Origin of the sequence: Xylanibacter oryzae DSM 17970, from assembly GCF_000585355.1 — a bacterium.
GTDB lineage: Bacteria > Bacteroidota > Bacteroidia > Bacteroidales > Bacteroidaceae > Prevotella > Prevotella oryzae.
Genome location: NZ_KK073873.1, coordinates 369061 through 393508 on the forward strand (window position 1 = coordinate 369061; position 24448 = coordinate 393508).

At 38.9% G+C, this 24448-nt stretch carries 21 protein-coding genes; 17 read left to right on the forward strand and 4 right to left on the reverse strand.

Translation table 11 applies throughout. The annotated features are described in order from the left end of the window. Positions 1-13: 13 nt before the first annotated feature. The gene (locus XYLOR_RS01370) at positions 14-1285 is read right to left on the reverse strand and encodes a magnesium transporter MgtE N-terminal domain-containing protein (protein ID WP_036876302.1); all 1272 of its coding nucleotides are present in this window, start codon (positions 1283-1285) and stop codon (positions 14-16) included. Between the two features lie 414 nt (positions 1286-1699). Between XYLOR_RS01370 and XYLOR_RS01375 the strand changes: the two genes are divergently transcribed. From XYLOR_RS01375 to XYLOR_RS01450, 17 genes are all read left to right on the forward strand, one after another. Continuing rightward, entirely contained in the window at positions 1700-2302 is a 603-nt protein-coding gene (locus XYLOR_RS01375) for a nitroreductase family protein (protein ID WP_036876304.1), read from the forward strand. A 134-nt stretch (positions 2303-2436) separates the two neighbouring features. After that, positions 2437-3600 carry an iron-containing alcohol dehydrogenase gene (locus XYLOR_RS01380; protein ID WP_036876306.1) on the forward strand — a complete coding sequence of 388 codons (1164 nt, stop codon included), beginning with the start codon at positions 2437-2439 and terminating at the stop codon, positions 3598-3600. Positions 3601-3740: 140 nt separating this feature from the next. Continuing rightward, positions 3741-4220: an RNA polymerase sigma factor gene (locus tag XYLOR_RS01385; protein ID WP_036876308.1), complete on the forward strand. Its 480-nt coding sequence runs from the start codon at positions 3741-3743 to the stop codon at positions 4218-4220. A gap of 11 nt (positions 4221-4231) precedes the next feature. Next, a complete protein-coding gene (locus XYLOR_RS01390) occupies positions 4232-4819 on the forward strand; it encodes a hypothetical protein (RefSeq protein WP_036876311.1) in 588 nt (195 codons plus the stop codon). 258 nt (positions 4820-5077) lie between these two features. Further along, positions 5078-5455, forward strand: a complete 378-nt coding sequence (locus XYLOR_RS01395; protein WP_036876313.1) for a desulfoferrodoxin — start codon at positions 5078-5080, stop codon at positions 5453-5455. A 105-nt stretch (positions 5456-5560) separates the two neighbouring features. Further along, positions 5561-6886: a sigma-54-dependent transcriptional regulator gene (locus XYLOR_RS01400; RefSeq protein ID WP_036876315.1), complete on the forward strand. Its 1326-nt coding sequence runs from the start codon at positions 5561-5563 to the stop codon at positions 6884-6886. Positions 6887-7211: 325 nt separating this feature from the next. Beyond that, positions 7212-7292 (forward strand): K(+)-transporting ATPase subunit F, encoded by an 81-nt coding sequence (gene kdpF, locus XYLOR_RS13520; protein WP_084608503.1) that lies wholly within the window; start codon positions 7212-7214, stop codon positions 7290-7292. Positions 7293-7305: 13 nt separating this feature from the next. Beyond that, positions 7306-9012 carry a potassium-transporting ATPase subunit KdpA gene (gene kdpA, locus XYLOR_RS01405; RefSeq protein WP_036876318.1) on the forward strand — a complete coding sequence of 569 codons (1707 nt, stop codon included), beginning with the start codon at positions 7306-7308 and terminating at the stop codon, positions 9010-9012. 27 nt (positions 9013-9039) lie between these two features. Beyond that, positions 9040-11070 carry a potassium-transporting ATPase subunit KdpB gene (kdpB, locus tag XYLOR_RS01410; RefSeq protein WP_036876320.1) on the forward strand — a complete coding sequence of 677 codons (2031 nt, stop codon included), beginning with the start codon at positions 9040-9042 and terminating at the stop codon, positions 11068-11070. Between the two features lie 12 nt (positions 11071-11082). Next, positions 11083-11676 carry a K(+)-transporting ATPase subunit C gene (locus tag XYLOR_RS01415; RefSeq protein ID WP_036876323.1) on the forward strand — a complete coding sequence of 198 codons (594 nt, stop codon included), beginning with the start codon at positions 11083-11085 and terminating at the stop codon, positions 11674-11676. A 55-nt stretch (positions 11677-11731) separates the two neighbouring features. Continuing rightward, on the forward strand, positions 11732-12856 hold the full coding sequence (locus XYLOR_RS01420; protein ID WP_036876325.1) for a histidine kinase: 1125 nt from the start codon (positions 11732-11734) through the stop codon (positions 12854-12856). 2 nt (positions 12857-12858) lie between these two features. Next, positions 12859-14607 carry a sensor histidine kinase gene (locus XYLOR_RS01425; RefSeq protein WP_036876327.1) on the forward strand — a complete coding sequence of 583 codons (1749 nt, stop codon included), beginning with the start codon at positions 12859-12861 and terminating at the stop codon, positions 14605-14607. A gap of 264 nt (positions 14608-14871) precedes the next feature. Further along, complete coding sequence (locus tag XYLOR_RS13195; protein WP_051508813.1) at positions 14872-15333, forward strand: MarR family winged helix-turn-helix transcriptional regulator; 462 nt, start codon at positions 14872-14874, stop codon at positions 15331-15333. Beyond that, positions 15330-16382 carry an efflux RND transporter periplasmic adaptor subunit gene (locus XYLOR_RS01435; RefSeq protein ID WP_051508814.1) on the forward strand — a complete coding sequence of 351 codons (1053 nt, stop codon included), beginning with the start codon at positions 15330-15332 and terminating at the stop codon, positions 16380-16382. Before XYLOR_RS13195 ends, XYLOR_RS01435 begins: the two co-directional genes overlap by 4 nt. A 6-nt stretch (positions 16383-16388) precedes the next feature. Beyond that, on the forward strand, positions 16389-19427 hold the full coding sequence (locus XYLOR_RS01440) for an efflux RND transporter permease subunit (protein ID WP_036876329.1): 3039 nt from the start codon (positions 16389-16391) through the stop codon (positions 19425-19427). After that, positions 19424-20719, forward strand: a complete 1296-nt coding sequence (locus tag XYLOR_RS01445; protein WP_036876331.1) for a TolC family protein — start codon at positions 19424-19426, stop codon at positions 20717-20719. Before XYLOR_RS01440 ends, XYLOR_RS01445 begins: the two co-directional genes overlap by 4 nt. Before the next feature lie 184 nt (positions 20720-20903). Continuing rightward, positions 20904-22208 (forward strand): glycoside hydrolase family 5 protein, encoded by a 1305-nt coding sequence (locus XYLOR_RS01450; RefSeq protein WP_051508815.1) that lies wholly within the window; start codon positions 20904-20906, stop codon positions 22206-22208. A gap of 111 nt (positions 22209-22319) precedes the next feature. On the opposite strand, the gene XYLOR_RS13740 is transcribed toward XYLOR_RS01450, so the two are convergent. From XYLOR_RS13740 to XYLOR_RS01460, 3 genes are all read right to left on the reverse strand, one after another. Beyond that, complete coding sequence (locus XYLOR_RS13740) at positions 22320-22433, reverse strand: smalltalk protein (RefSeq protein WP_309477138.1); 114 nt, start codon at positions 22431-22433, stop codon at positions 22320-22322. A gap of 143 nt (positions 22434-22576) precedes the next feature. Then, entirely contained in the window at positions 22577-23053 is a 477-nt protein-coding gene (locus tag XYLOR_RS01455) for an HU family DNA-binding protein (RefSeq protein WP_036876334.1), read from the reverse strand. Between the two features lie 266 nt (positions 23054-23319). Continuing rightward, complete coding sequence (locus tag XYLOR_RS01460; RefSeq protein WP_051508816.1) at positions 23320-23754, reverse strand: HU family DNA-binding protein; 435 nt, start codon at positions 23752-23754, stop codon at positions 23320-23322. Between the last annotated feature and the right edge of the window lie 694 nt (positions 23755-24448).

A 24448-nucleotide genomic window follows, 5' to 3' on the forward strand; every position in this document is an offset into this window, starting at 1 on the left:
ATAGTTGGATTAATTAAGAAGCTCTCCTTTTTCCGAGCAATTCATCGAAGAGGTCATCGATCACCACCATGCCTTCCAACTCGTTATGTTCATTGATGACTGGAACTGCAAGTAAATTATATTTCGACACGATACCGGATATTTCATCAAGTCCATCATAGTCATTTACACAATTCAGATTAGTATTCATCACTCCCTCCAAAGGAATTTGGGGGTTTGCTATCAATAAATCACGCATGGTGATAATACCCTTCAATGTGTTTTTCTCATCAACAACAAACAAGCTGTAAAGAGATTCCATTTCAGGTTTTTCTGATCTGATCTGGTCGATCGCTTCCGATACCGTTTGCTTTGCCGTGAAAGTGAGAATATCCGAAGTCATCAAGCTACCTATTGTACCGTCTGGATACTCCAGTAGGTCTCTTACTTCTTCTGATACTTCTGGTTCCATCTCGAGCAACAGTTGCTCTGTTTTGTCGTCTTCCAGATGATCCATCAAATCAGCAGCCTCATTGGCAGGCATTTTTTCCAACACATCAGCTGCTTTTTCCAGCGGCAGACTTTCAATGATATGCACTTGCTCTTTTACTCTTAACTCTTCCAATACATCGGCTGCGTGTTCTTCATCAAGAGAAGAAAATATTGGTGTCTGATAATTTTTGCTCATGTCCTCAATAATATCAGCAAGATCAGAGGGATGAATTGTATTGAGTTTCGAACGAGTCTGTGATAGTTGAATATCGAATGTGTCAGGGTCGATTGTTTCAACATCATCCCAAAGAATAAATTTAGAAGGGATATTACCTCCGAAAGGTTTCAATATTTTTTTGAAGAACATACTAACGCCAAGACGACGTAAGAGGCCTTCAGTACCTACATCAACAGCTACAACAAATGTTCCAGCCGCGATTGTTACCATCCGGATGTCGTTTACTCTAACCAGCTTTCGTCCATTGAGGTCTACAATCTGCTGATCCAAAATACTTTCTTTCAGTAAGACACCATCTGAAACTATATTATGGCCAACGATCGTCATAGACTGGCATTGCACCTTATAATGGATTCCAAATTTTACAATTTGTAGATTATCAAGTACCGCATCTCTGTTTTTTCCATTCACATGTACTGCGAATCCTATTACTTGCGGATTGTTTGATTGGTAATCATCAGAAGATTGACGTATACGAATGTATACATCATGAATACGTCCCAAAATATTATCTCGGGTATCGAAAATATTGCAGCCGAGAAGTCGGCTTAGATAGAATGTTGTTAAAGAAGTCATGAATTACCTCCTCTCTTTTTACGCGTCAGAGAGAAGATAGGAGTGATCCGACCTTTTCGCTAGGCGCAGGTTATTAAATTGTTCGTATTTGCCGGGTCACTGTCCATATATAGATATATTTTAAATTTGCGGTGCAAAGGTACACCTTTTTCTGGATAACTGGTATTTAACAAGAAAAAAATATTTTTATCATTAAATATTTTATCAGTATTTAACACTAATATATAATGATTATACCTACATATACCATTTCAAACAGCATAGGAGTCATGATTGTTGTCTCAATTAATGGATTATCCCATTATTATTAAAATGGTGTTTTTATCATTTGTAATCAAAAAAAGACGTGATAATGACTACAATTGATATTTAAATTTATATCTTTGCGATGTAATAATTTTAAAGTAGCAGATTATGGAAAGAACCTTTAAGCAGGCTTTGGAGAGTCGCCGTACTTTCTATGCCATTGGTAATGAGTCACCGGTCAGTGATGATAAAATAGAAGAAGTAGTTAAATTCGCAGTTAAGAATGTGCCAAGTGCATTTAATTCACAATCCACACGTGTGGTTGTATTATTAGGTGAAAATCATAAGCGTTTGTGGAATATAACAAAAGATATATTAAGAAATATTGTTCCGGCTGATGCCTTTAAAGGCACCGAAAATAAAATTGATAACTGTTTTCTGTCAGGTCATGGTACTATTCTTTTCTTTGAAGATCAGAATGTAGTTAAAGGTTTGCAGAATTCTTATCCTTCATATGCCGATAACTTCCCAGTATGGTCTCAACAGACGTCAGCAATGCACCAGTTGGCTATTTGGACTATGCTTGAAGACTTGGGACTTGGTGTGAATTTACAGCATTATAATCCCTTGATAGATAAAGATGTTGCTAAAGAGTGGTCTATACCTGAATCATGGAAGTTGATATCAGAAATGCCCTTTGGAAATCCACTCTCAGAGCCGGACGTAAAACAGTTTAGTTCTATAGAAGATCGTGTAAAGGTCTTTAAATAGATTTATTAAGATGATTACTGATAAAGATGTTTTTATTAGTAGTTAGGATAGCATAGATATCAGATAAGAAGAATATTTGTGTATACATATTATATAATAATGTGTATACGTAATATAATAAAAAGGAGAAAATTATGAAATTAGATTTTACTTACGAGAATCCAACCAAAATTTACTTTGGTCGTACAGCAATGGATGGACTTAGGTCTGAGCTTCCTAAATATGGTAAAACCGTAATGTTAGCTTATGGCAAGGGAGCTATAAAGAAAATAGGTATTTATGATCAGGTGCTAGATATTTGCAAAAGTCTCGGCAAAACAGTAGTTGAGTTACAAGGAGTAATGCCCAATCCCACCTATAAAAAAGTTCTTGAGGGATGTCAACTTGTTAAAGATAATAATGTAGACCTGATATTGGCTGTTGGCGGTGGCTCTGTTATCGACTGTGCAAAGGCTATATCTGTTTCATCTTATTGTCAAGGAGATGCCTGGCAGCGTTATTTTACCAATTTTGAACCTGTAGATAACAAACTTGTGCCTTTAGCTTCGATTCTTACTATGGCAGGAACAGGTTCTGAAATGAACGCCGGATCTGTCATAACTAACGAAGACCTCAAAATAAAGATGGGCCGTGTGTTTAATGCAGATGTCAATCCACGTTTTTCAATACTCAACCCGGAGTACACCTTTTCGGTGTCAAAATATCAGATGCTAAGTGGCATTTTTGATATGATGTCACATCTTATGGAGGCATATTTTGCAGGAGATGATGACGGAACATCCAGCTATATAATAGAAGGATTGTTGCGCGCAATAATCGATAATACACGCGTAGCAGTAGCAAATAAGGAAGATTACGAAGCAAGAAGTAACCTGATGTGGTGCTCATCACTTGCAATGAACCCACTTGTCGGCCTTGGTAAGGCCCAAGATTGGGAAGTCCATATGATAGAACATCAGTTGGGCGCCTATACGGATTGCGCTCACGGCATGGGACTGGCCGCAATATCTATACCATATTATAGATATGTAAGCAAGTTCGGTCTGCACAAATTCGCTCGTTTTGCCAGAGAGGTATGGCATATAAGTGAAGAAGGCAAAACACAAGAGGAATTGGCCAAAGCCGGTATAGATGCCCTAGAGCATTTTATAAAAAAGAGTGGAATGGTAACTCGTCTGCGCGACCTGAATGCAACAGAAGAGATGTTGCCATTGATAGCTAAATCTACAGTACCAATGGGTGGTTATAAGAAGATGACTTCCGAAGAGATACTGGAGATATTGAAGCAAGCTTACTAAAAAAGTAGTAAACATATGAATTAAAAGAGCTACAAGGTTATTATACTTTGTGGCTTTTTTATTTTTTCCGTAAAAAAACAGAAATTGATGTGATTTTTAAGTTATGTCTGCGTCTAATAAGCATATTTTATAATAAACAGATGGAAACGTTACAAAAAGAATTTGCGCAAATAGTGAAAGAAAACAAGGACACTATTTATACTGTGTGTTATATGTTTTCAAATGATTCGGAAGATATCAATGATTTATTCCAGGAAGTACTGATTAATCTATGGAAAGGTATTGGATCTTTTAAGTCACATAGCAATGTACGAACATGGATTTATCGTGTTGCCCTCAATACTTGCATCTCTGCTGATAGAAAGAAGAGAAAGTTTTCTACAATACCTCTTACCATGGATGTCAATATCTTTGAAGATAAGGATGAGGCTACCTTTCAGGTAAAGAAGTTACATGATAGGATTAACAAGTTGCAACCATTTGATAGAGCAATCGTGTTACTTTGGCTTGAGAATATCAGTTATGATGAGATCGGAGCCATCATAGGCATATCTACCACTAATGTAGCGTCACGTTTGTTGAGGATAAAAGAAAAACTAAAAAGTATGTCTAACGATTAAAAATTATTGAAATGGAATGTCTTAATGAAAATATGGAGCTTGAACAGCTCAGAGAACAATTGTCGATATTAAAGAGCAAATTAGAGAAAGAGACAATAGTAAACGACCGTTTGATGAGAAATGCAATGAAAAATAAAGCAAAGAACATCACTCGTAATGGTTGGATAATTTCTATCATAGCAATGATAGGCATACCTTATTGTACATGGGCTAATAGGTATCTTCTTAATATGTCATGGTGGTTTGTTGTTGTAACAGATATATTCTTCTTGATTGCTATTATCTATAATTATTTCACGTATAAGCATATACATGCTAATCAGCTTATGGAGGGGAATCTTGTTGATGTTAGTAGTGATATTATAAGGATGAAACGTATGCATTTTAATTGGCTTAAGTTCAGTATACCATTCATGATATTGTGGCTGTCATGGTTTATTGTAGAAAATCTTGACGCATACGATGCAAAGTACGTATTAATCGGTGTAATTTTTGGATGCATTATAGGCGGCATTCTGGGTATCTCATTTTTCAGACGCGATAGACGAATGATGTCCGAAATCCTTGATCAGATAAAAGACTTGACCGAGAACGATTGAACTTTATGATAATGTATTTTCATATAATGTGAAAGTATCATGTACCAGACTGCTATCTTTTATATTATTGATATATAATGCTATAGGAGTATCACCCTTTAAAAAAGAAAAAATATCTTTGAAAAAATAGTTGCATTTGAAAAAGAATTCATATATTTGCGATTGTTATAATTACTGTCTTGTTATAAAGAGATAAGTTTCAAGATAATATTATATGTTAGATACTAACCCAAAATACTAATTTAAAGCATTACGATTATGACAAAGCAAAAACAAGTTTACCGCTGTAATATTTGCGGAAACATCGTAGAGGTGGTTAATCCAGCAGGAGGTACACTATCATGTTGCGGTCAGCCTATGGAACTTTTGGAAGAGAACACTAAAGATGCTGCTTTAGAGAAACATGTTCCTATCATTGAGAAAATACACGGTGGATATAAAGTAACAGTTGGTGCTGTTGAGCATCCTATGATGGAAGAACATTATATCATGTGGATTGAATTGATAACAGAAGATAGAGTGTATCGTAAATATCTGAAACCGGGTGATAAGCCTACTGCTACTTTCATGACTGATGCAACAGACGTTAAAGCTCGTGAATATTGCAATTTGCACGGACACTGGATGTCTAAATAGAGCAAATATATTAATAACAGCTGCTTGTCGTATATAATAATTCATTGTCTGTTATAATTCTTAGCCAAATTTGTATACCTTTGTATTCAATTAAGTTTATATCAAATGGACAGTGTACTTATTATAGATGATGAACAACAGATACGCAGACTTTTGTCTCGTATAATAGAACTAGAGGGTTATGAGGTCTTACAGGCTGCTGATTGCAATTCGGCAATGAAGCAGTTAAGGCTTCATAATCCTCAAGTTACTTTATGTGATGTCTTCTTACCGGATGGAAACGGCGTGGATTTTGTAAAGACCATAAAGAAGTCTAATCCTGAAACAGAAGTGATATTACTTACTGCCCATGGAAATATTCATGACGGTGTACAGGCCATAAAAAATGGAGCTTTTGATTATATAACCAAGGGTGATGATAACAATAAAATAATTCCACTCATCAACCGTGCTATGGAAGAGGCGAAAGGTAAAACTGATACAACTAAAACTCTTCAAGTAAATGGACAATATACATTTGATAGCATCTGTGGAAATTCTAAAAGCATACAACAGGCTATCTCATTAGCCCAAAAGGCTTCAACAACAGACGTAAGTATACTTCTTAATGGTGAGACTGGCACAGGTAAGGAAGTCTTTGCACAGGCGATACACAATGGAAGCAAGCGAAGTGGAAAACCATTTGTGGCTATTAACTGTTCGGCATTCAGTAAAGATCTGCTCGAAAGTGAACTGTTTGGTTTTAAGGCCGGGGCGTTTACAGGAGCTATGAAAGAGAAGAAAGGACTCTTTCAGATGGCGGATAAAGGAACTCTGTTTTTAGATGAAATAGGAGAAATGGCATTTGAGTTGCAGGCAAAGTTATTGCGCGTTTTAGAAACAGGCGAGTATATAATGCTGGGGGATACCCAGACCACAAAAGTAGATGTTAGGATAATCTCTGCCACCAATCGTAATCTAACCCATGAAATAGAACAGCAGAATTTCCGTGAGGATCTATACTACAGATTATCTGTATTTCAAATACCCTTGCCACCATTACGCGAGCGGACAGAAGACATTGAACCGCTTGCTCAACATTTTATAAATTATTTTAAGAGTAAGTCAGGGAAGAAAATTGTAACAATGACTCCTGAATACCTTAATGCCTTGAAATCATTTAAGTGGAAAGGGAATATTCGTGAATTGCGCAATGTTATAGAACGGAGTATTATTGTTGGTAATGAAGACCTTACTTTACAAGATTTGCCGATAGAAATGCAAACTAAAAAAGAAGAAACTCATACTGAGTTTGAATTGGCTCAGATGGAGAAAAGACACATAACCAGAGTCCTTCAATATACCAAGGGAAATAAGACGGAAGCGTCACGCTTGTTGAAAATAGGACTGACTACTCTTTATAGAAAGATAGAAGAATACGGTATATCATAATCAATTATAGTTTAGATTCATACCATTTTGAAAATTTCACCCTTTCAAAATGAAAAGGTGAAATTTTTTTCATATTTATGTTATATCTGTATTTTGCTTAATATAAGCGTAATACAAATATGTGCGTTTTTTTGGCACGTTATTGGTATTATAGGAATAAGGTAATTGCATGATTTAATATAATAACAATTTTAAAATTTAAAAGTATGAATTTCATTTCAATAGAATTCTTAATATGCATAGTCAGCGTATTAGTGTGTTTTCTGATATTTTACAGATGCATTAACTGGTTTGAAAAAATTTAATATTATAGGAGGTTATAAAAATGTATACAGTTTTATTTATAATAGGGTTGATAATTTTCGGCTATTTGCTCTATGTTCTTATAAAGCCTGAAAAATTCTAAAATATTTGTGATTATGAATACGGAAATTTGGGGAGTTATTGTTCAGATTGTTCTCATGGTGGCTCTTAGTTATCCATTGGGAAAATACATAGCTAAAGTTTATAAAGGTGAACATACCATATTGGATTTTATGAAACCGGTAGAAAAGTTCATGTACAAACTTTCAGGAATAGATCCTGATATTGAAATGAATTGGAAACAGTTCTTGCGTACATTATTGACTGTTAACTTATTCTGGTTCTTTTGGGGTATTATCCTTCTTATGGCACAAGGAGTATTGCCTTTGAATCCGGATGGTAATATTGGTCAGACTTGTCATCAGGCTTTTAATACATCCATAAGTTTCCTCGTAAACTGTGATTTACAACATTATAGTGGTGAAAGCGGACTTACTTATTTCACACAGTTGTCTGTCGTTATGCTGTTCCAGTTTATTACAGCTGCTACAGGTATGGCTGCAATGGCAGGTATTATGAAAGCACTTGCTGCCAAAACCACTAAGACAATAGGTAACTTCTGGCATTATCTGGTTCTTAGTTGTACTAGGATTCTTTTGCCGCTTTCATTGATAGTAGGTTTCATACTTATTCTTCAAGGAACACCAATGGGCTTTGACGGTAAAATGATGATAAATACTATAGAGGGTAATGCGCAGGCCGTATCACAAGGACCTGCAGCTGCTATCATTGCAATAAAACAGTTGGGTACAAATGGTGGTGGATATTTTGGTGCCAATTCAGCTCATCCACTGGAAAATCCTACTTATCTTACCAATATTGTAGAATGCTGTTCTATTCTTCTTATACCAATGGCAATGGTTTTTGCATTTGGATTTTATATAGAGAAGAAAAAACTAGGCTACTGTATATTTGGTGTGATGCTTACTGCGTTTCTTATCGGAGTTGCTGTAAATGTGCATGAAGAGACTAACGGTAACCCGAGAATAGCATCGCTGGGGATAAATCAGAGTCATGGTGCGATGGAGGGCAAGGAGGTCAGGCTTGGTAGTGCCTCTACTGCTTTGTGGAGTGTAGCCACGACAGCAACATCCAATGGTTCGGTAAATGGCATGCACGACTCGATGATGCCATTATCAGGTCTTGTAGAAATGCTTAATATGCAGATCAATACATGGTTTGGTGGAGTAGGAGTAGGTTGGATGAATTATTTTACATTCATGATAATAGCAGTATTCATAAGTGGACTTATGGTGGGTCGTACGCCCGAATTGCTTGGCAAGAAGGTTGAGGCTCGTGAGATGAAAATTGCATCAATGATAGCATTACTCCATCCTTTTATTATTCTAACAGGTACTGCAATAGCTACATACCTGTTTGTGCATGCACCTGCATTTGTTGCCGGTGAAGGTGGATGGCTTAATAACTCAGGTTATCATGGCCTTAGCGAAATGCTGTACGAGTATACCTCTTCTGCGGCAAATAATGGTTCGGGATTTGAAGGTCTTGGCGACAATACACGGTTCTGGAACTATTCTTGTGGAATAATACTTCTGTTAGGACGTTATCTGCCAATAATCGGTCAGGTGGCTATCGCAGGTTTACTGGCCAATAAAAAGTTTGTACCGGAGAGTGCCGGTACACTTAAGACAGATACCGTAACATTTGGAATTATGACCTTTGCCGTTATATTCATTGTTGCAGCATTGTCATTCTTCCCGGTACATGCCCTTAGCACGATTGCCGAAACATTGACTCTATAATATATCATTAATTAAAAATATAAAGATATGAAAAGACAAGCAACATCCTTGTTTCAAAAACAACAGGTTATAGATAGTTTGAAGCAGTCTTTTGCTAAACTTAATCCTGCAATTATGATAAAGAATCCTATAATGTTTACAGTAGAGGTTAGCACTATCATCATGTTATTCGTCTCTATTTATTCATTATATAGCACTTCGCAGGGTTCTTTTATATATAATACACTAGTTTTTATTACACTGTTTGTAACATTGCTCTTTGCTAATTTCGCAGAAGCTATAGCTGAGGCAAGAGGTAAAGCACAGGCCGACAGTCTGAGGAAAACACGTGAAGAAACTCCTGCAAAACTGATTGTAGGTAATAAATGTAAGACGGTTAGCAGTAGCATGCTTAAGAAGGGCGATGTCTTTGAATGTACAGTTGGTGATATCATTCCTTCAGACGGTGAGATTATAGACGGATTGGCATCAATAGACGAAAGTGCCATAACAGGAGAATCTGCACCTGTAATACGTGAAAGTGGCGGAGATAAAAGTTCTGTAACAGGAGGAACAAGGGTCCTTTCTGATACCATACGCGTAAAAGTAACCACACAACCCGGAGAGAGCTTTCTTGACAAGATGATATCACTTGTAGAAGGTGCTTCACGTCAGAAGACTCCTAATGAGATTGCCCTTACTATACTATTGGCAGCCTTTACCCTTGTATTCATTATTGTTTGTATTACTCTCAAACCATTTGCTGATTATACTGGTACAGTTATTACGATAGCATCATTTATCTCTCTTTTTGTATGTCTGATTCCAACAACGATAGGTGGTTTACTTTCTGCTATCGGTATAGCCGGAATGGACCGTGCATTGAGAGCGAATGTAATAACAAAATCAGGCAAAGCTGTAGAAACTGCAGGTGATGTTGATACTCTGCTGTTAGACAAGACCGGTACTATTACTATTGGCAATAGAAAAGCAACAAAGTTTTATCCTGCACCCGGAGTAACAAATGAGACTTTTGTAACTGCTTGCATGCAGTCTTCTGTATCAGATTCGACCCCCGAGGGCAAATCTATTGTTGAACTAGGTTCAAAATCCGGAGTTAAGAATGTAAAGGTAATCAATTCAGGAGATGTCCTTATCAATTTTACTGCTGAAACAAGATCATCAGGAGTAAATCTAAAAGATGGTACTGAAATAAGAAAAGGAGCATATGATGCAATCCGCAAAATTGTAGAGTCGGCAGGTAATGAATTTCCCAAAGAGACAGAAAACCTTATCGTACAGATTTCCGGCAATGGTGGTACTCCTTTGGTGGTTTGCGTAAACAAAAGTGTAGCAGGCGTAATTGAGTTGCAGGATATTATAAAACCGGGCATTCATGAACGTTTCGAGCGCTTGAGAAAAATGGGCGTAAAGACAGTAATGGTAACAGGTGATAATCCTCTTACAGCTGAATACATAGCAAATATTGCCGGTGTCGACGATTTCATCGCAGAGGCAAAGCCTGAAGATAAGATGGAATATATAAAGAAAGAACAAATGTCTGGTAAGTTGGTCGCTATGATGGGTGATGGCACAAACGATGCTCCGGCTCTGGCTCAGGCTAATGTAGGCGTAGCAATGAATAGTGGTACTCAGGCAGCAAAAGAGGCAGGTAATATGGTTGACCTGGACAACGATCCTACAAAATTGATAGAGATAGTCGAGATAGGCAAACAATTGCTGATGACCCGTGGTACCTTGACCACTTTTTCTATTGCCAATGATGTAGCAAAATATTTTGCAATAGTTCCGGCCCTCTTCATGTTATCCATCCCATCACTTTCGGCGATTAACATAATGAGGCTTCACTCACCTGAGAGTGCGATTCTTTCGGCAATAATATTTAATGCACTTATAATACCTATTTTAATACCATTGGCCCTTAAGGGCGTCAGTTACAAGCCTATCGGCGCATCCGCATTATTAAGGAGAAATCTTTTAATATATGGTCTTGGTGGCGTTATTGTACCGTTTATAGGTATTAAGATATTAGATATGTTTATAGGTTTATTTTTCTAAAAGATTAAAAAAATGAAGACATTTATTAAATCAATAAGGTTCACTTTGGTATTCTGCATCTTCTTAGCTGTATCATATATACTTGTGTTGTGGATATTCGCAAGAGTGGCAGGACCCAATAAAGGTAATGTAGCTGTATCACAGCTTAATGGCAAGGTGGTAGGAGCTACAAATGTAGGACAGTCATTTACCAAAGATATCTATTTTTGGGGCCGTCCTTCTTGTGCAGGCAATGGATATGATGCCACCAAATCGAGTGGCAGTAATAAAGGACCTATGAATAGTGCTTATCTTAAAGAAGTAGACAAACGTATAACAGTATTTCTTAAGCACCATCCTTATCTTAAACGCAAAGATATTCCTGCCGAAATGGTTACTGCGAGCGGTTCAGGACTTGATCCTGACATATCCCCGGAATCGGCTTATATACAGGTAAGGCGTATTGCGATGGCCCGTGGATGTAGCGAGACATTAGTTAAGGAGGTTGTAGACAAGTCTATTGAAAAGCCTTTGTTGGGAATTTTTGGGACAGAAAAAGTCAATGTCCTTAAAATGAACATTGCTTTAGACAAACTAATCGTTAATAAGACTGAGGTAAAAAAATAACGAATTAGTATCATTGCAGTTATTATAATATGCATATTTGCAAACAGTAACAGATATGAACGAAAGAATAAACGATGCACATTATTTCCTTAATTTGATACAGAAATCAAAACGAGGGAAATTCAAAATCTATATCGGCATGATTGCAGGTGTAGGGAAGACCTGCCGTATGTTACGCGATGCAAAAGACATGCTTAAAGACGGCATTGATGTTCAGATAGGTTTTGTCGAAACACATGGAAGAGTTGATACCGAGAAACTTCTGAAAGGTTTGCCTATAATACCTCCTAAAAAGATATTCTATAAAGGTAAAGAACTGGAAGAAATGGATGTAGACACCATTTTGCGAGTTCATCCTGAGCTTGTTATTGTAGACGAGTTGGCACATACCAATGTTGAAGGTTGTCGCAATGAGAAAAGATGGCAAGATGTAATGGAACTACTTGATGCAGGGATTAATGTTATATCTGCTGTCAACATACAGCATATAGAGAGTCTTAATGAGGATGTCAAGACTATTGTTGGCATTGAGGTTACAGAACGTATTCCTGATCAGGTGTTACAGACTGCAGACGAAGTTGTCAATTTAGACTTGACCTCTGAAGAACTTATTGAGCGGCTTAAGAGTGGTAAGATCTATAAAGAGGCAAATATTGAGAATGCTCTTAATCATTTCTTTACCCCCGAGCATATCCTGCAATTGAGAGAACTTGCTCTTCGAGAAGTTGCATTGAGCGTATCAAAAAAGGTTGAAACAGAGGTTTGTAATAATGGCAATAGCATTCAGAAGCAATTCTTATGCTGTATAGGTACAGATGATGTCAGGGCTAAGCAATTAATACGTAAGGTAGCCCGACTATCTTCGGGTGATAATGCAAAGTTTCTTGTCCTTTATGTCCGCACGCCACAATACAGTAATGATAAGATAAGTCTTGCTAAACAACGTCATCTCATCAACAATTTTATTATGGCTATAGATTTGGGCGCAGAGATAATACAATATGAGGCATCTGATATTATCACTGGTATAGTAGAGGTTTGCGATAAGTATCATATTAGTTCTGTATGCGTTGGCAAACCCAAACTTAGTATCTGGTCGTTGATGTTCTCTGCATTACGCTACCGGCATCTTTTTGATGCCCTGTCAAAGTCTAATATCGATTTAATAATATTATCATAGTTATGAAAACAAAGAACAAAATAGCATTCTCTATCGGTATATTGCTGATTGTCATAGCCAGTCTTGGTATTTTTGCATCTCGGTCAATACAGATGATAAAATTAAATACAGAGAATATCCTTAAAGATAATTATAATTCTGTGATGTATTCTCAGAATATGTTGAAGGCAATAAGCATTTACGACAGCGACTCTACTGCTGCCATGAATTTGTTTGTAAAGAACATGAACCTTCAGAAACATAATGAGACGGAGTGGAATGAGAAACAGACCACAAAACAATTGATTCATGATTATGACTTATTTCTGAAAGTAAAGGATGCGGGCAGCAGACTCAGATTGGAAAGTACAATAAACAGTATCATCAAACTAAATACCGATGCTATCCAGCGGAAGTCTGAAAAAGCTGTCGACAGTGCTCAAAGCGTATTGTTCTACACCATCTTGTTGTCTTTGGTCAGTACTCTGATAGCAATATTTATGCTACTCAGATTTCCGAAGATGTTTACATCACCTATAAAGGCACTTCTTGAGGGAATCATAGAAATATCTAACCATAAATACGATAAGCGTTTAGATTTTGGTCCGAATTCTGAATTTACCGATGTTGCGAAGTCGTTTAATAATATGGCCAAAGAACTGTCTGTGTTTCAAGAGAGCAGTATGTCTCGTATTATATCCACAAAGCAGTATCTGGAAACAGTAATAAATGCGATAAAAGAACCTATTTTGGGACTTAGTGATAAAAAGGATATCTTGTTTGCCAATACTGCTGTTACTCAGATTCTGAATATTCCTACCGAAAAACTTATTGATAAGTCTGCACTGGATCTGTCATTGTCTAACGATTTGCTGAGGAGACTGATTAGAGGTATGGAAAAAGGTAGTGATAAAAAAGATAGTGATGATGATAAGGAGAAAGATAATGATGATAATAAGGATAAGGATAATGACAGTCCGTTAAAGATCTATTCTGATAATAAAGAGTGTTATTATGAAGTACATTACCTGCCTCTCTCCAAAAATTCAGGCACAGTAGTACTGCTTAGCGATGTCACCAAGTTTAAGATGCGAGATGATGCCAAGACCAATTTCATATCAGTGATATCACACGAATTGAAGACGCCTATATCAGCTATTCTTATGAGTCTTAAACTGTTGGAAGATGAACGGGTAGGCAATATGAATGGCGAACAGAAAGAGTTGGCACAGAATATTCAGGATAACAGCGACAGACTGCTTAGCATCACAGGCGAACTGCTTAAGATGACTCAGGTAGAAGCCGGTGTATTACACCTGAATCCGAAGATAACAAAACCTATAGAACTGATAGATTATGCAATAAATGCCACAAGGGTACTGGCCGAGCATTGGAATTGCAATATAGAGGTTGACTATCCTGAAGATAAGATCTCCAAAATCTTTGTCGACAGCGAGAAGATAGCATGGGTGATCACCAATTTACTGTCTAATGCGATACATTATTCATCAGAGAATGCTCGTGTGATAATTGGTGCAAGACAGTTAGACAAGAAAGTAGAGATATTTGTGCAGGACTTCGGTAAGGGAATAGATCCACGTTATCACAAAACCATCTTCGACCGTTATTTCAGAGTACCGGGCACAAAAGTGCAAGGCAGTGGACTTGGTCTTTCAATATCCAAGGACTTTGTTGAGGCTCATGGTGGCACAATCCGTGTGGATAGCAAACCGGGAGAAGGCAGCCGCTTTGTTGTTACTTTTAATACATAGTTTTTCAGACACTATATTACACATACTCTTTTAGCTGTATGTAAGCGGTAGGCCATGCCTACCGTTTTTTACGTTTATACTCTGAGTCTTGCTGAGATAGATAGTTGTCTATCTTCATGTTTTATCACTCGCATTAGTATAAAATGTATAAAATATTGGTCCTTAGTACAATATAAGTTAATCTATATGCAAATTAATAGTTGATATTGTTTACTATTAACAAGAATAACTATATTTGTGCATTCTATAAAAATAAAATATAAAATGGTCGCAAAAGAAAAAAAACTGCCGAGAGAACCTATTGGACGTATAACAGGACGGATAAGCAAGATTTTCTTTGGAACACTCAAAAAGAGATTGGCAAGTCTTAATATCGAGCGTTCTTTTTATCCTCTATTATTAATTAACAATGGAAACAACGAACTTACACAGCAGGATCTTGCCGAAGAACTGTGCATTGACAAAGTACAAGTTGTACGCATTATTGATTATCTGTCAGGAAATGGTTATGTAGAAAGAATACAAAATCCCAAAGACAGACGCGAATACAAACTGCACATTACTGATAGCGGACGCGAAGCCATACCTTATATTGAAAAGACTATTGGTGATTTGTCAGAAATTGCATTTAAAGGAATACCACCCGAAAAAATTGATGAGTTGTATTCCACTCTATATTTAATTAAGAAGAATATTTTATGTCTAAAAGATGAAATAGGAGAATGAAAAAGACAAATATCATAATAGCTATTGCATTACTACTCTTAACGGTCCTTTTCATTAAGGTAGGATTTACAAAGCCAAAAGGAGACAAAGAAAAAAAGGAGAAAACTAATAAGAAGGTTGATGCTTTTGTGGTTACACCCTCATTGCTTACCTCTGATATCACAGTTACAGGTTCGCTTGCAGCCTACGATGAAGTGGATCTTAAAAATGAGATGTCGGGAAGGGTAGTCATGGTAAATTTGCCTGAGGGTAAATTCGTGAAAAAGGGCACGTTGCTAATCAAACTATACGATGATGATCTGAAAGCAGCGCTGTCTAAATTGAAAGCGCAGTTGGCTATCCAGAAAAGCATTTATAGACGGCAGTCAAAACTTCTCAAGGTCAATGGAATCAGTCAGAACGATTATGAACAAACTGTGTTACAGCTCAATTCTATAAGTGCCGATATTGCCGAAGAGAGAGCTTTGATACGTAAGACAGAGGTGAGAGCTCCATTCGATGGCACTATTGGACTGAGAAATGTAAGCGTTGGAGCAATCGTCAGTCCATCCACCTTGCTTGCCACCATCAGAACGAACCAAAAAATAAAACTTGACTTCTTTGTTCCCGAAAAATACAGCGCGCTGATTACTGTCGGGATGAGGGTGTCATTCACAATGTCGAATAATGATAAATTATATTATGCTAAGGTCATAGCTACCGAACATGGCATTGATAATATGACGCGTAATCTGAAGGTCAGGGCAATCATCAACACCTCAGGCAAAGAACTTGTACCGGGTGCGTTTGCCAATGTAAAACTGAAACTTGGTGAAAATACAAGGGCGCTGATGATACCTACTCAGTCTATTATTCCTGCCGAAGAAGATAACTCTGTCATCATTGCACGCCAAGGCAAAGCTCATTTCGTTAATATTAAGACAGGAATCCGCGAATCGTCTAAAATAGAAGTCACCGAAGGTCTGGAACCGGGCGACACAATCATGACTTCGGGCTTAATGTTCTTGAAAGAGGGATCAAAAATTATCTATTCATCAATTAATAAATAAACAATAATGATTATTTCGGATATTGCTTTAAAAAGGCCTGTAGCGTCAGTTGTTTTAAGCCTTATAATTATATTAATGGGTGTAGTGGGGTTCAACTTCCTTGGGGTAAGATTATATCCGGCGATAGATCCTCCTATCATAACTGTACAGACGTCATATTCGGGAGCAAATTCAGGAATAATCGAATCACAGATTACAGAACCTCTTGAGAAATCTATCAATGGCATAGAAGGAGTAAAGTCAATATCTTCAAGATCCACAATAGGCGCAAGCACCATAACCGTTGAATTTAATCTGGGCACAGACCTCGAAAAAGCGGCCAATGATGTGCGCGACAAGGTGTCTCAGGCTACTAAGACCCTGCCTCAGGATATAGATGCCCAACCTACTGTGACAAAGGCTGATGCGGATGCCGACCCGATCATCATGCTTTCGGTGAAAAGCACTAGAATGAGTCCTATCCAACTGAGTGACTACACCGAAAACATATTACAAGAGAAACTGCAAACCATTCCGGGGGTAAGTTCTGTATCTATTTACGGACAGCAAAGACCCTCCATGCGTCTGTGGTTCAAGCCCGAAAAAATGGCTGCATACGGTATTACGGCTTCTGACATCAATACGGCCCTTTCTAACGAAAATGTAGAAATGCCTGCCGGCAAAATACGTGGAAATGCAACTGAAATGCTCCTCAAGACTCACGGAAGGTTGACAACCGAGGCCGACTTTAATAATCTTATTATCAAGCAAAGTGATAATCAGGTTGTCCGCCTTAGTGACATCGGCGAAGCGTCGATGGGACCTCAGGATGAAGAATCCGGTTCAAAGGTAAATGGCGAAACCGGTGTGATGCTCAACCTGATACCTCTACCGGGTGCAAATGATATTCAAATAGCCAACGAATTCAATAAGCGATTGGCTCAAATTAAAAAGACGATGCCTAAAGGCGTAGAACTGAATGTTGCCCGCGACAAGTCTTTATTTGTAAGGCAGTCGGTAAAAGATGTTGTAGAAACGCTCGTTATATCTATCTTCCTGGTAGTGCTTATCATCTTCTTGTTCTTTAGAAACTGGATAATTGCCTTACGCCCCTTGCTTGATATTCCGGTGTCGCTTATAGGCACCTTCTTTGTGATGTATGTCTTCGGATTCTCTATCAATGTCTTAAGTTTGCTCGGAATAGTGCTGGCTACAGGTCTGGTGGTTGACGATGGCATCGTTGTGACCGAGAATATCTTTAAGCGTATAGAGAAAGGTATGGATAAGTGGAAAGCAGCATTCGAAGGGACACGCGAAATCTTCTTTGCGGTAATTTCTACTTCGATGACATTGGCCATTGTCTTCATACCTGTCATTTTCCTTCAGGGATTTACCGGTCGCCTGTTTCGTGAGTTCGGTATTGTCGTTGCAAGTGCAGTATTGATATCTGCGGTTGTTTCACTGACATTAACCCCTGTGCTGAATGTCTTTTTGGGAGGATCGTCTTCACATCATTCCAAATTCTATGAAGCATCAGAGCCGTTCTTTGTCGGTATGGAGAATAAATACAGGAAAATCCTAAGTTTCTTTATCAAAAATCGATGGATAGCATTTTCCATCCTTGGCATTTGTATTGTTATCATCTTCTCATTGTCGAGAGCGTTGAAGTCCGAATTGGCACCTCTTGAAGACCATAGTTATATAAGGACGTCTATTACAGCTCCCGAAGGTACAGAATATCTCTACAATCAAAAGTTGATAGATAAAGTAGCACAGATCAATATGGATTCTATTCCCGGCGTGAAATATGTACTCGCAAGGTATGCCGTCAACTCTAGTGCCAACGCAGGAAATGTCACTGCCTTTCTTGATGATCCTTCTAACAGAAAAGCATCTCAACAGAAACTTTACGACAAGTTATCGGCGATTTATTCCACTATCCCAGATGGCAGAATCATACCAAGTCAGGAACCCACGATTACAACATCGGCATCCAAGGGACTTCCTGTTCAGTTTGTAATACAAAACCTGGATTTTGATAAATTGCATAAGATATTGCCTAAATTTATGGACGAGGCTCAGAATAGTCCTGTATTCAGCAACGTTGATGTTGACTTGAAATTCAATAAACCTGAAATAAATATCACTGTCGACCGCTTGAAAGCTAATAGTCTGGGCGTAAACGAGAAAGATATTTCCAACACCTTAGACCTCGCGTATAGCGGAGGCAGATATGGCTATTTCTTAATTAATAATAAGCAGTATTACGTGATAGGTCAGGTAGACAGAGAAGATCGTAGCAAACCTGCCGATATAAAATCACTGTATGTACGGTCCAAATCAGGAGAAATGATACAGTTAGACAATCTTGTCAGGGCAGACGAGAATAGCAGTCCACCAATCTTATACCATTATAATCGTTATAAATCGGCTACTATCTCGGCCAATTTAGCAAACGGACGTACCTTGGGAGAAGGAATCAACGAAATGAAAAGAATATCGAGCAAGTTGCTTGACAATTCCTTTAATACCGATTTGGCAGGATCTTCGAGAGACTTTGCCGAGAGCAGTTCCAATATATCATTCGCTCTGATTTTGGCGTTGCTGTTAATCTATTTGATATTATCCGCACAGTTTGAGAGTTTCCGCGATCCATTGATCATCATGCTTACAGTGCCTATGGCTATAGCAGGCGCCATGCTTTCGTTGTGGATATGCGGTCAGACGTTAAACATCTTCTCCGAGATAGGTATGATCATGCTTATTGGTATAGTCACCAAAAACGGAATCCTCATCGTTGAATTTGCCAATCAGAAACGTAAGCAGGGATTAAACAGAAGGGTAGCAGCCTTCGAAGCAGCTTCAGCCAGATTCCGTCCTATCGTCATGACCTCGTTAGCAACCTTCTTCGGTTGTATGCCGATAGCCTTGTCTCTCGGGTCAGGAGCGCAAAGCAGGGCCCCTTTGGGTACTGTCGTCGTAGGCGGATTGCTCTTCTCCTTGATACTTACATTGTTTATAATCCCTGTAACCTATATCGTTTTATCAAGTAAAAATAAGAAATGAAAAAGATTTGGATATTATCATTCATTGCCATACTGTCGGCAAACGTTCAGGCTCAGAAGATGCTGACCTTGGACGAGGCTGTCGACCTGGCCTTAAAAAGTAATTTTGATATATTGGTTGCACGCAATGACGCTGATATTGACAGAGTCAACAACACGAGGGGCAATGCCGGTATGCTACCTACAATCAATATGAATGGCACGGGGACGTATGGCCTTAATAATGTTTATCAGAAACTCTCTACCGGTGTTACAAACAGTTTCTCGTCGCAATCCAGCACGAATTTAGGTGCCAACGTTCAACTTTCATGGACCTTGTACGACGGTGGTAAAATGTTTATCACCAAGAATAAACTTGCTGAAATACAATCGTTGGGCGAACTGCAGTTCCGGTCAAAGGTGATGGAGGTCACCTACAATGTGATAGCTGCATACTATGACATCGTAAGACAGAAACAGGAGCTGAAGTCAATGAATGAGGTCATGAACTATAACAAGCAGAGAGTACTTATAGCAAAGACCGGCTACGCCTCAGGTCAGATAGTTAAGACCGAACTTTTACAGGCGCAAATAGATCTGAATGTAGCTACCGAGAGTGCCATTAATCAGAAATACGCGATAAGCGAAGCCCAAAAAGCCTTGAATAATGTTCTTGCCCAAGATGCTAAGCAAGAGTTTGATGTGGCAGATTCGATACCCGAGTCGAAAGTACCTGATATAAACGAGTTGCTTTTAAGAATAGAGTCATCTAATGCCGATATCCTATCTTATAAGAAACAAATCGATATAGCCAAATTAGCCTTAAAAGAGACTCAAAAGGGATATTATCCTACGTTAAACCTGCAAAGCGGATATTCTTTATCTCAGCTGCATTATTCAGAAGGAACCATGCTTAACAACAATTCGCATGGATTCCAGATAGGCGGAACGCTTTCTGTACCGATATATAATTTTGGAGAGACGAAGAGAAAGGTATCCGTGGCAAAGATGCAATTGCTGTCAGCCCAATACAATTTAGACGATGCCAAGTTACAAGTCAGCATCGAACTTCAGAATGCCTATAAAGACTTTAAGACGCAACAGGATTTGTTGGCCATTGAGAGAGATAACGACCTGTTGGCTAAAGAGAACCTGGAGATCTCTCTTAGTAGATTAAAGTTAGGTCAGACCACATCGCTCGAAGTTCACCAGGCACAAGAGAACTACATGGAGTCGTTAACCCGACTCATTAATTTCCAATATCAATTGAAGATCGAAGAAGCAAAAATAAAACAGTTGATTTCTTCGCTATAGTCTTCAGCAGATTAGAAACAGATTTGATAATAATTGCCTATAAAGAAAGCTCAACCTACTGCCATCTGAATAATTTTTAACCGAAAACGGTAGAATCTAAAATTATTTTTTAACTTTGCACGGCGCATGGTATCGTGTACTATGAAATCATATAACTATTATAAGCATTTAACCTTTAGTGAACATGAAACAATTAATGACAATTATTATCGCCTTTATGTCGGCTATTAGTGCTAAATCAGCCTCAGTGGCAGATATGCCCAGTGATTCAAAACAACTCGCTTACAGCATGAAGGTGGGATGGAATCTCGGGAACTCTCTCGAATCTTATGATGCTTCTTCGGCCGACAGCGAGACGTCATGGGGCAATCCACGTACTACTCAAGCGATGATAGACGCCGTGAAGGCTTCCGGATTCAATGCTATCAGGATTCCCGTAAGATGGTATCCCCATTTCACTTACAATAATGGAACTGTTACGATCGACGCCGCTTGGCTGTCGCGTGTAAAGCAGGTGATAGGTTATTGTCTTAATGATGGCATGTATGTCATTATGAACACCCATCACGAACTGTGGATGGAAAATCATGCCACCTATGCCGATTCTGCATCAGTATTTGCAAAAGAGCGGGCCCTCTGGACTGCCCTTGCCACAGCCTTTGGCGATTATGATGAGCATCTCTTGTTTGCCGGCACTAACGAGGTGCATCTTGATGGCGTATGGACTGAGTGTACCACCGAAAATGCCATTGTGCAGAATAAGTTCAATCAGATATTTATCAATCAGGTTCGCGCCACAGGTGGTAAGAATCAGTATCGCAATCTTGTAGTGCAGACATACGCCTGCAACTTTGCATGGGGGATAGACCATTTCACAGTTCCAAAAGACCCCACACCGTCGCGAATGATCGTAGAGGTTCATGCCTATGAGCCATACGATTATGCCATGAACGAGGCCGAGCCGTATAAATATTGGGGTGCGCCTTATCAGAGTTACGGCATTGAGTCGTGGGCGCAAGAGGCCTATCTGGATGGCATTTTCAATAAGATGAAGACTAATTTTGTAGACAAGGGTTATCCTGTCATAATGGGTGAGTGTGGAGCAATACGCCATACCTCTCCAACATCAGCCATGAACGATTCGAGAGCTTATTTCTTAAAGACATTCATCAGCAAGGCCAAATCTCATGGCGTAGTGCCTTTCTTGTGGGATAACGGTTCTACGGGCACAGGCAAGGAAACTTACGGACTGTTCAACCGCTACAGCAATATGTCGCAGATTGACAATTTCTCTGTCAGCGCCATCATGCAGGGTGCCGAAACAAGTTATCCTTCAGTATCAGGCATAGAAACGATTAAGAATGTAGCTTCTGAGAATTATAATGTATACAACCAGTGTGGCGTTATGGTCAAGAAGAAGGCCAAGGATCTTAATGGATTGCCAAATGGCCTATATATAGTAAACGGAAAGAAATATGTAGTAAAATAGTTTGAGACTTGAGACCGAGACTTTTTTTATCCGAACAAAAAACTCAAGAACTTCATTTGTCGTTATTCGCGACTTGAAGTTCTTGAGTTAATTTTATTGTTCTAGTTCATTCTAAAACGGTCCGTGCCCTGTGCACGAAGTCACCCCGATGGTAGTGGCAATGGCCGTAAGAACCGTAATAAGCAGTCGGAGTATTTGCCCCCATGGTGTTTTTGCTTTCATCATTCGTTTAGTTTTTGTGGTTTATGGTGCTTTTTTATTAGCCCCATCGTTGTTTTGTTTCTTTAGTGGTACATCGTTTGTTCTCTTTCTTAGGAATAGACAGTGTGGATTCAAACCACACCGTCTTTGGTCTACTCAGTGCCTTGCTATTTAGTGCCTCCGCCTGCGCTTGGAGCGCCCTTGGCTTTTGCAGCCTCTTTCTCGCCAATGTTCTCATTGCGAGGAGCCTCCTGTACCTTTGTGCCACTCAACATCGCCTTTTGACGTACACCTGTTGAGTCTTTCTTGGTCTCAGGTTGGAAGTTGATGCGCAATCCCTTCACGTTCTTTGTCACCGAATAGTCATCGATAGTATTGCTTCCAATTCCGCGTATGCCAATCTTGAACGAACCCAGTCCGTCAAGTTTCACACGCATTGAGTTCTGTAACTGAGTGGCCATAGTCTCAACCAACTCGGTGAGTACCGCCTTTATATCCGAAGCCTTGATGGTACAGTTGGCCTGCATTATTTTGGCCAGACCGTCAGTGTCTATTACTCCAACGTGGATGGCGCGAGCGAAATATTGTCCTACAGTGCGGCTTGTTTTTCTTTTGTCTTTGTTTAATTTGTAAAGTACTGGCATAATTTGTTGTGTTTTTTGATTGTGATGAATGAACTTCTTAATGTCGATTTTCGACCCTCAGTTTCTTTCATTCCGTTTTGGGATCTTCATCCCATGTTTGTGTTGTTGTCTTGTCTTTGCTACTGCGCTGTTGTCTTGCGTCGTAGTCTGTCCGTCTTGTGCTGTTGCGTTTTATTCTCCCCTCCGCGAGTTAGGGGAGTACCCCGAAGGGGGGAGGGATACGTACATCAGCATATTCAACATCAGCAAGAGTAATAATAGAAGTTTTATCTTTTTCTTCGTCCCTTGGCAGGATTATCAGGTGCTCTAACAAGTTGCGCCCCATCCAGCAGCATCGTCTCGTGACTACCGTCAGCCGCCAAAGTATATTCAGGCCAGAAAATAATCCTCAGCGATCTCACATTGCGTTTCGGGTCAAAGTCCTCAGGCGACGTAACAGGCTCGTTGGTGATGCTGACCTTGAACGTTCCGAAACCGTCCAACTGCACACGTTGCGAGTCCTGCAACAGCAATTTCATTGTGCAAACCAATTCGGAGATTACTCCGAGCACGTCGCTCTCTTTCAGCGAACAGTTAGCCTGTATCAGTCGTGCAACCTCTCGAGTGCGCCAAGTTCCCGTGTGTTGTGCCAGAGCGTAATATTTGCCCGAGGCCGAAGTGTGTGGCGCGGTGATGCGCTTCATCTTGTAAAGTATTGGCATTATGAAAATTCTTGAATTTTGCTTCGTGTTTGAAGCCTGTGGTTTTCTTCTGCATCAGAAGCGGTTTTCCTCATCGTGAGGCGTGTTTTGTGTTTTCCATGGGTCGGTTTATATTGTCCGACAAAGGCGGTGTCAGCGAGCGTTGAGAAAACTGTCTGCGGCAGTTGATCAGTCTGTCCGACGGCGTCGTCGCCCCTTGTTCTCATTGACGGTTGCAAAGGTACGGCAAATCTGTGAAACCTCAAAACTTTTAGGGCACAAATCCACCTTTCGCCAATTCCACAACTCAATAAACACCCTTGAAATGCCTATAAACACAGGTGTTTCAGAGATACGACAAATTTCATTTTGCAAAATCCTAATAACGACCTAGCCGTATTGGCTTGATTCCAAAACGATAAAAAAGTCTCAGTCTCAAGTCTCAAACATGTCGTTTTGAAATCCCATTAATAATCCTCCAGTAGCTTAATTATAATATATAATATTATTATATATTATAATTATATTATTATTACATATAATATTTTTTTAAAGCAAGAAATTTAAATATAGTTTTTTGAGACTTGAGACCGAGACTTTTTATAAATTTTACCCAAAAATACGAGGAAAATAATTAACGGTATATGTAAAAATAATATCAAATAATTATGCCTTGTAATGCTTGCTTCTGCAATAAAAAAGTCTCAGTCTCAAG

Excerpts from the sequence above, each read along its gene's own strand:
- XYLOR_RS01460 (WP_051508816.1), bottom strand. The coding sequence starts at position 23,754 with ATGCCAATACTTTACAAGATGAAGCGCATCACCGCGCCACACACTTCG.
- XYLOR_RS01450 (WP_051508815.1), top strand. The coding sequence starts at position 20,904 with ATGAAACAATTAATGACAATTATTATCGCCTTTATGTCGGCTATTAGT.
- kdpA (WP_036876318.1), top strand. The coding sequence starts at position 7,306 with ATGAATACGGAAATTTGGGGAGTTATTGTTCAGATTGTTCTCATGGTG.
- XYLOR_RS01435 (WP_051508814.1), top strand. The coding sequence starts at position 15,330 with ATGAAAAAGACAAATATCATAATAGCTATTGCATTACTACTCTTAACG.
- XYLOR_RS13195 (WP_051508813.1), top strand. The coding sequence starts at position 14,872 with ATGGTCGCAAAAGAAAAAAAACTGCCGAGAGAACCTATTGGACGTATA.
- XYLOR_RS01385 (WP_036876308.1), top strand. The coding sequence starts at position 3,741 with ATGGAAACGTTACAAAAAGAATTTGCGCAAATAGTGAAAGAAAACAAG.
- kdpB (WP_036876320.1), top strand. The coding sequence starts at position 9,040 with ATGAAAAGACAAGCAACATCCTTGTTTCAAAAACAACAGGTTATAGAT.
- XYLOR_RS01370 (WP_036876302.1), bottom strand. The coding sequence starts at position 1,285 with ATGACTTCTTTAACAACATTCTATCTAAGCCGACTTCTCGGCTGCAAT.
- XYLOR_RS01380 (WP_036876306.1), top strand. The coding sequence starts at position 2,437 with ATGAAATTAGATTTTACTTACGAGAATCCAACCAAAATTTACTTTGGT.
- XYLOR_RS01455 (WP_036876334.1), bottom strand. The coding sequence starts at position 23,053 with ATGCCAGTACTTTACAAATTAAACAAAGACAAAAGAAAAACAAGCCGC.
- XYLOR_RS01440 (WP_036876329.1), top strand. The coding sequence starts at position 16,389 with ATGATTATTTCGGATATTGCTTTAAAAAGGCCTGTAGCGTCAGTTGTT.
- XYLOR_RS01400 (WP_036876315.1), top strand. The coding sequence starts at position 5,561 with ATGGACAGTGTACTTATTATAGATGATGAACAACAGATACGCAGACTT.
- XYLOR_RS01445 (WP_036876331.1), top strand. The coding sequence starts at position 19,424 with ATGAAAAAGATTTGGATATTATCATTCATTGCCATACTGTCGGCAAAC.
- XYLOR_RS01375 (WP_036876304.1), top strand. The coding sequence starts at position 1,700 with ATGGAAAGAACCTTTAAGCAGGCTTTGGAGAGTCGCCGTACTTTCTAT.
- XYLOR_RS01395 (WP_036876313.1), top strand. The coding sequence starts at position 5,078 with ATGACAAAGCAAAAACAAGTTTACCGCTGTAATATTTGCGGAAACATC.
- XYLOR_RS01415 (WP_036876323.1), top strand. The coding sequence starts at position 11,083 with ATGAAGACATTTATTAAATCAATAAGGTTCACTTTGGTATTCTGCATC.
- XYLOR_RS01390 (WP_036876311.1), top strand. The coding sequence starts at position 4,232 with ATGGAATGTCTTAATGAAAATATGGAGCTTGAACAGCTCAGAGAACAA.
- XYLOR_RS01420 (WP_036876325.1), top strand. The coding sequence starts at position 11,732 with ATGAACGAAAGAATAAACGATGCACATTATTTCCTTAATTTGATACAG.
- XYLOR_RS01425 (WP_036876327.1), top strand. The coding sequence starts at position 12,859 with ATGAAAACAAAGAACAAAATAGCATTCTCTATCGGTATATTGCTGATT.
- XYLOR_RS13740 (WP_309477138.1), bottom strand. The coding sequence starts at position 22,433 with ATGATGAAAGCAAAAACACCATGGGGGCAAATACTCCGACTGCTTATT.
- kdpF (WP_084608503.1), top strand. The coding sequence starts at position 7,212 with ATGTATACAGTTTTATTTATAATAGGGTTGATAATTTTCGGCTATTTG.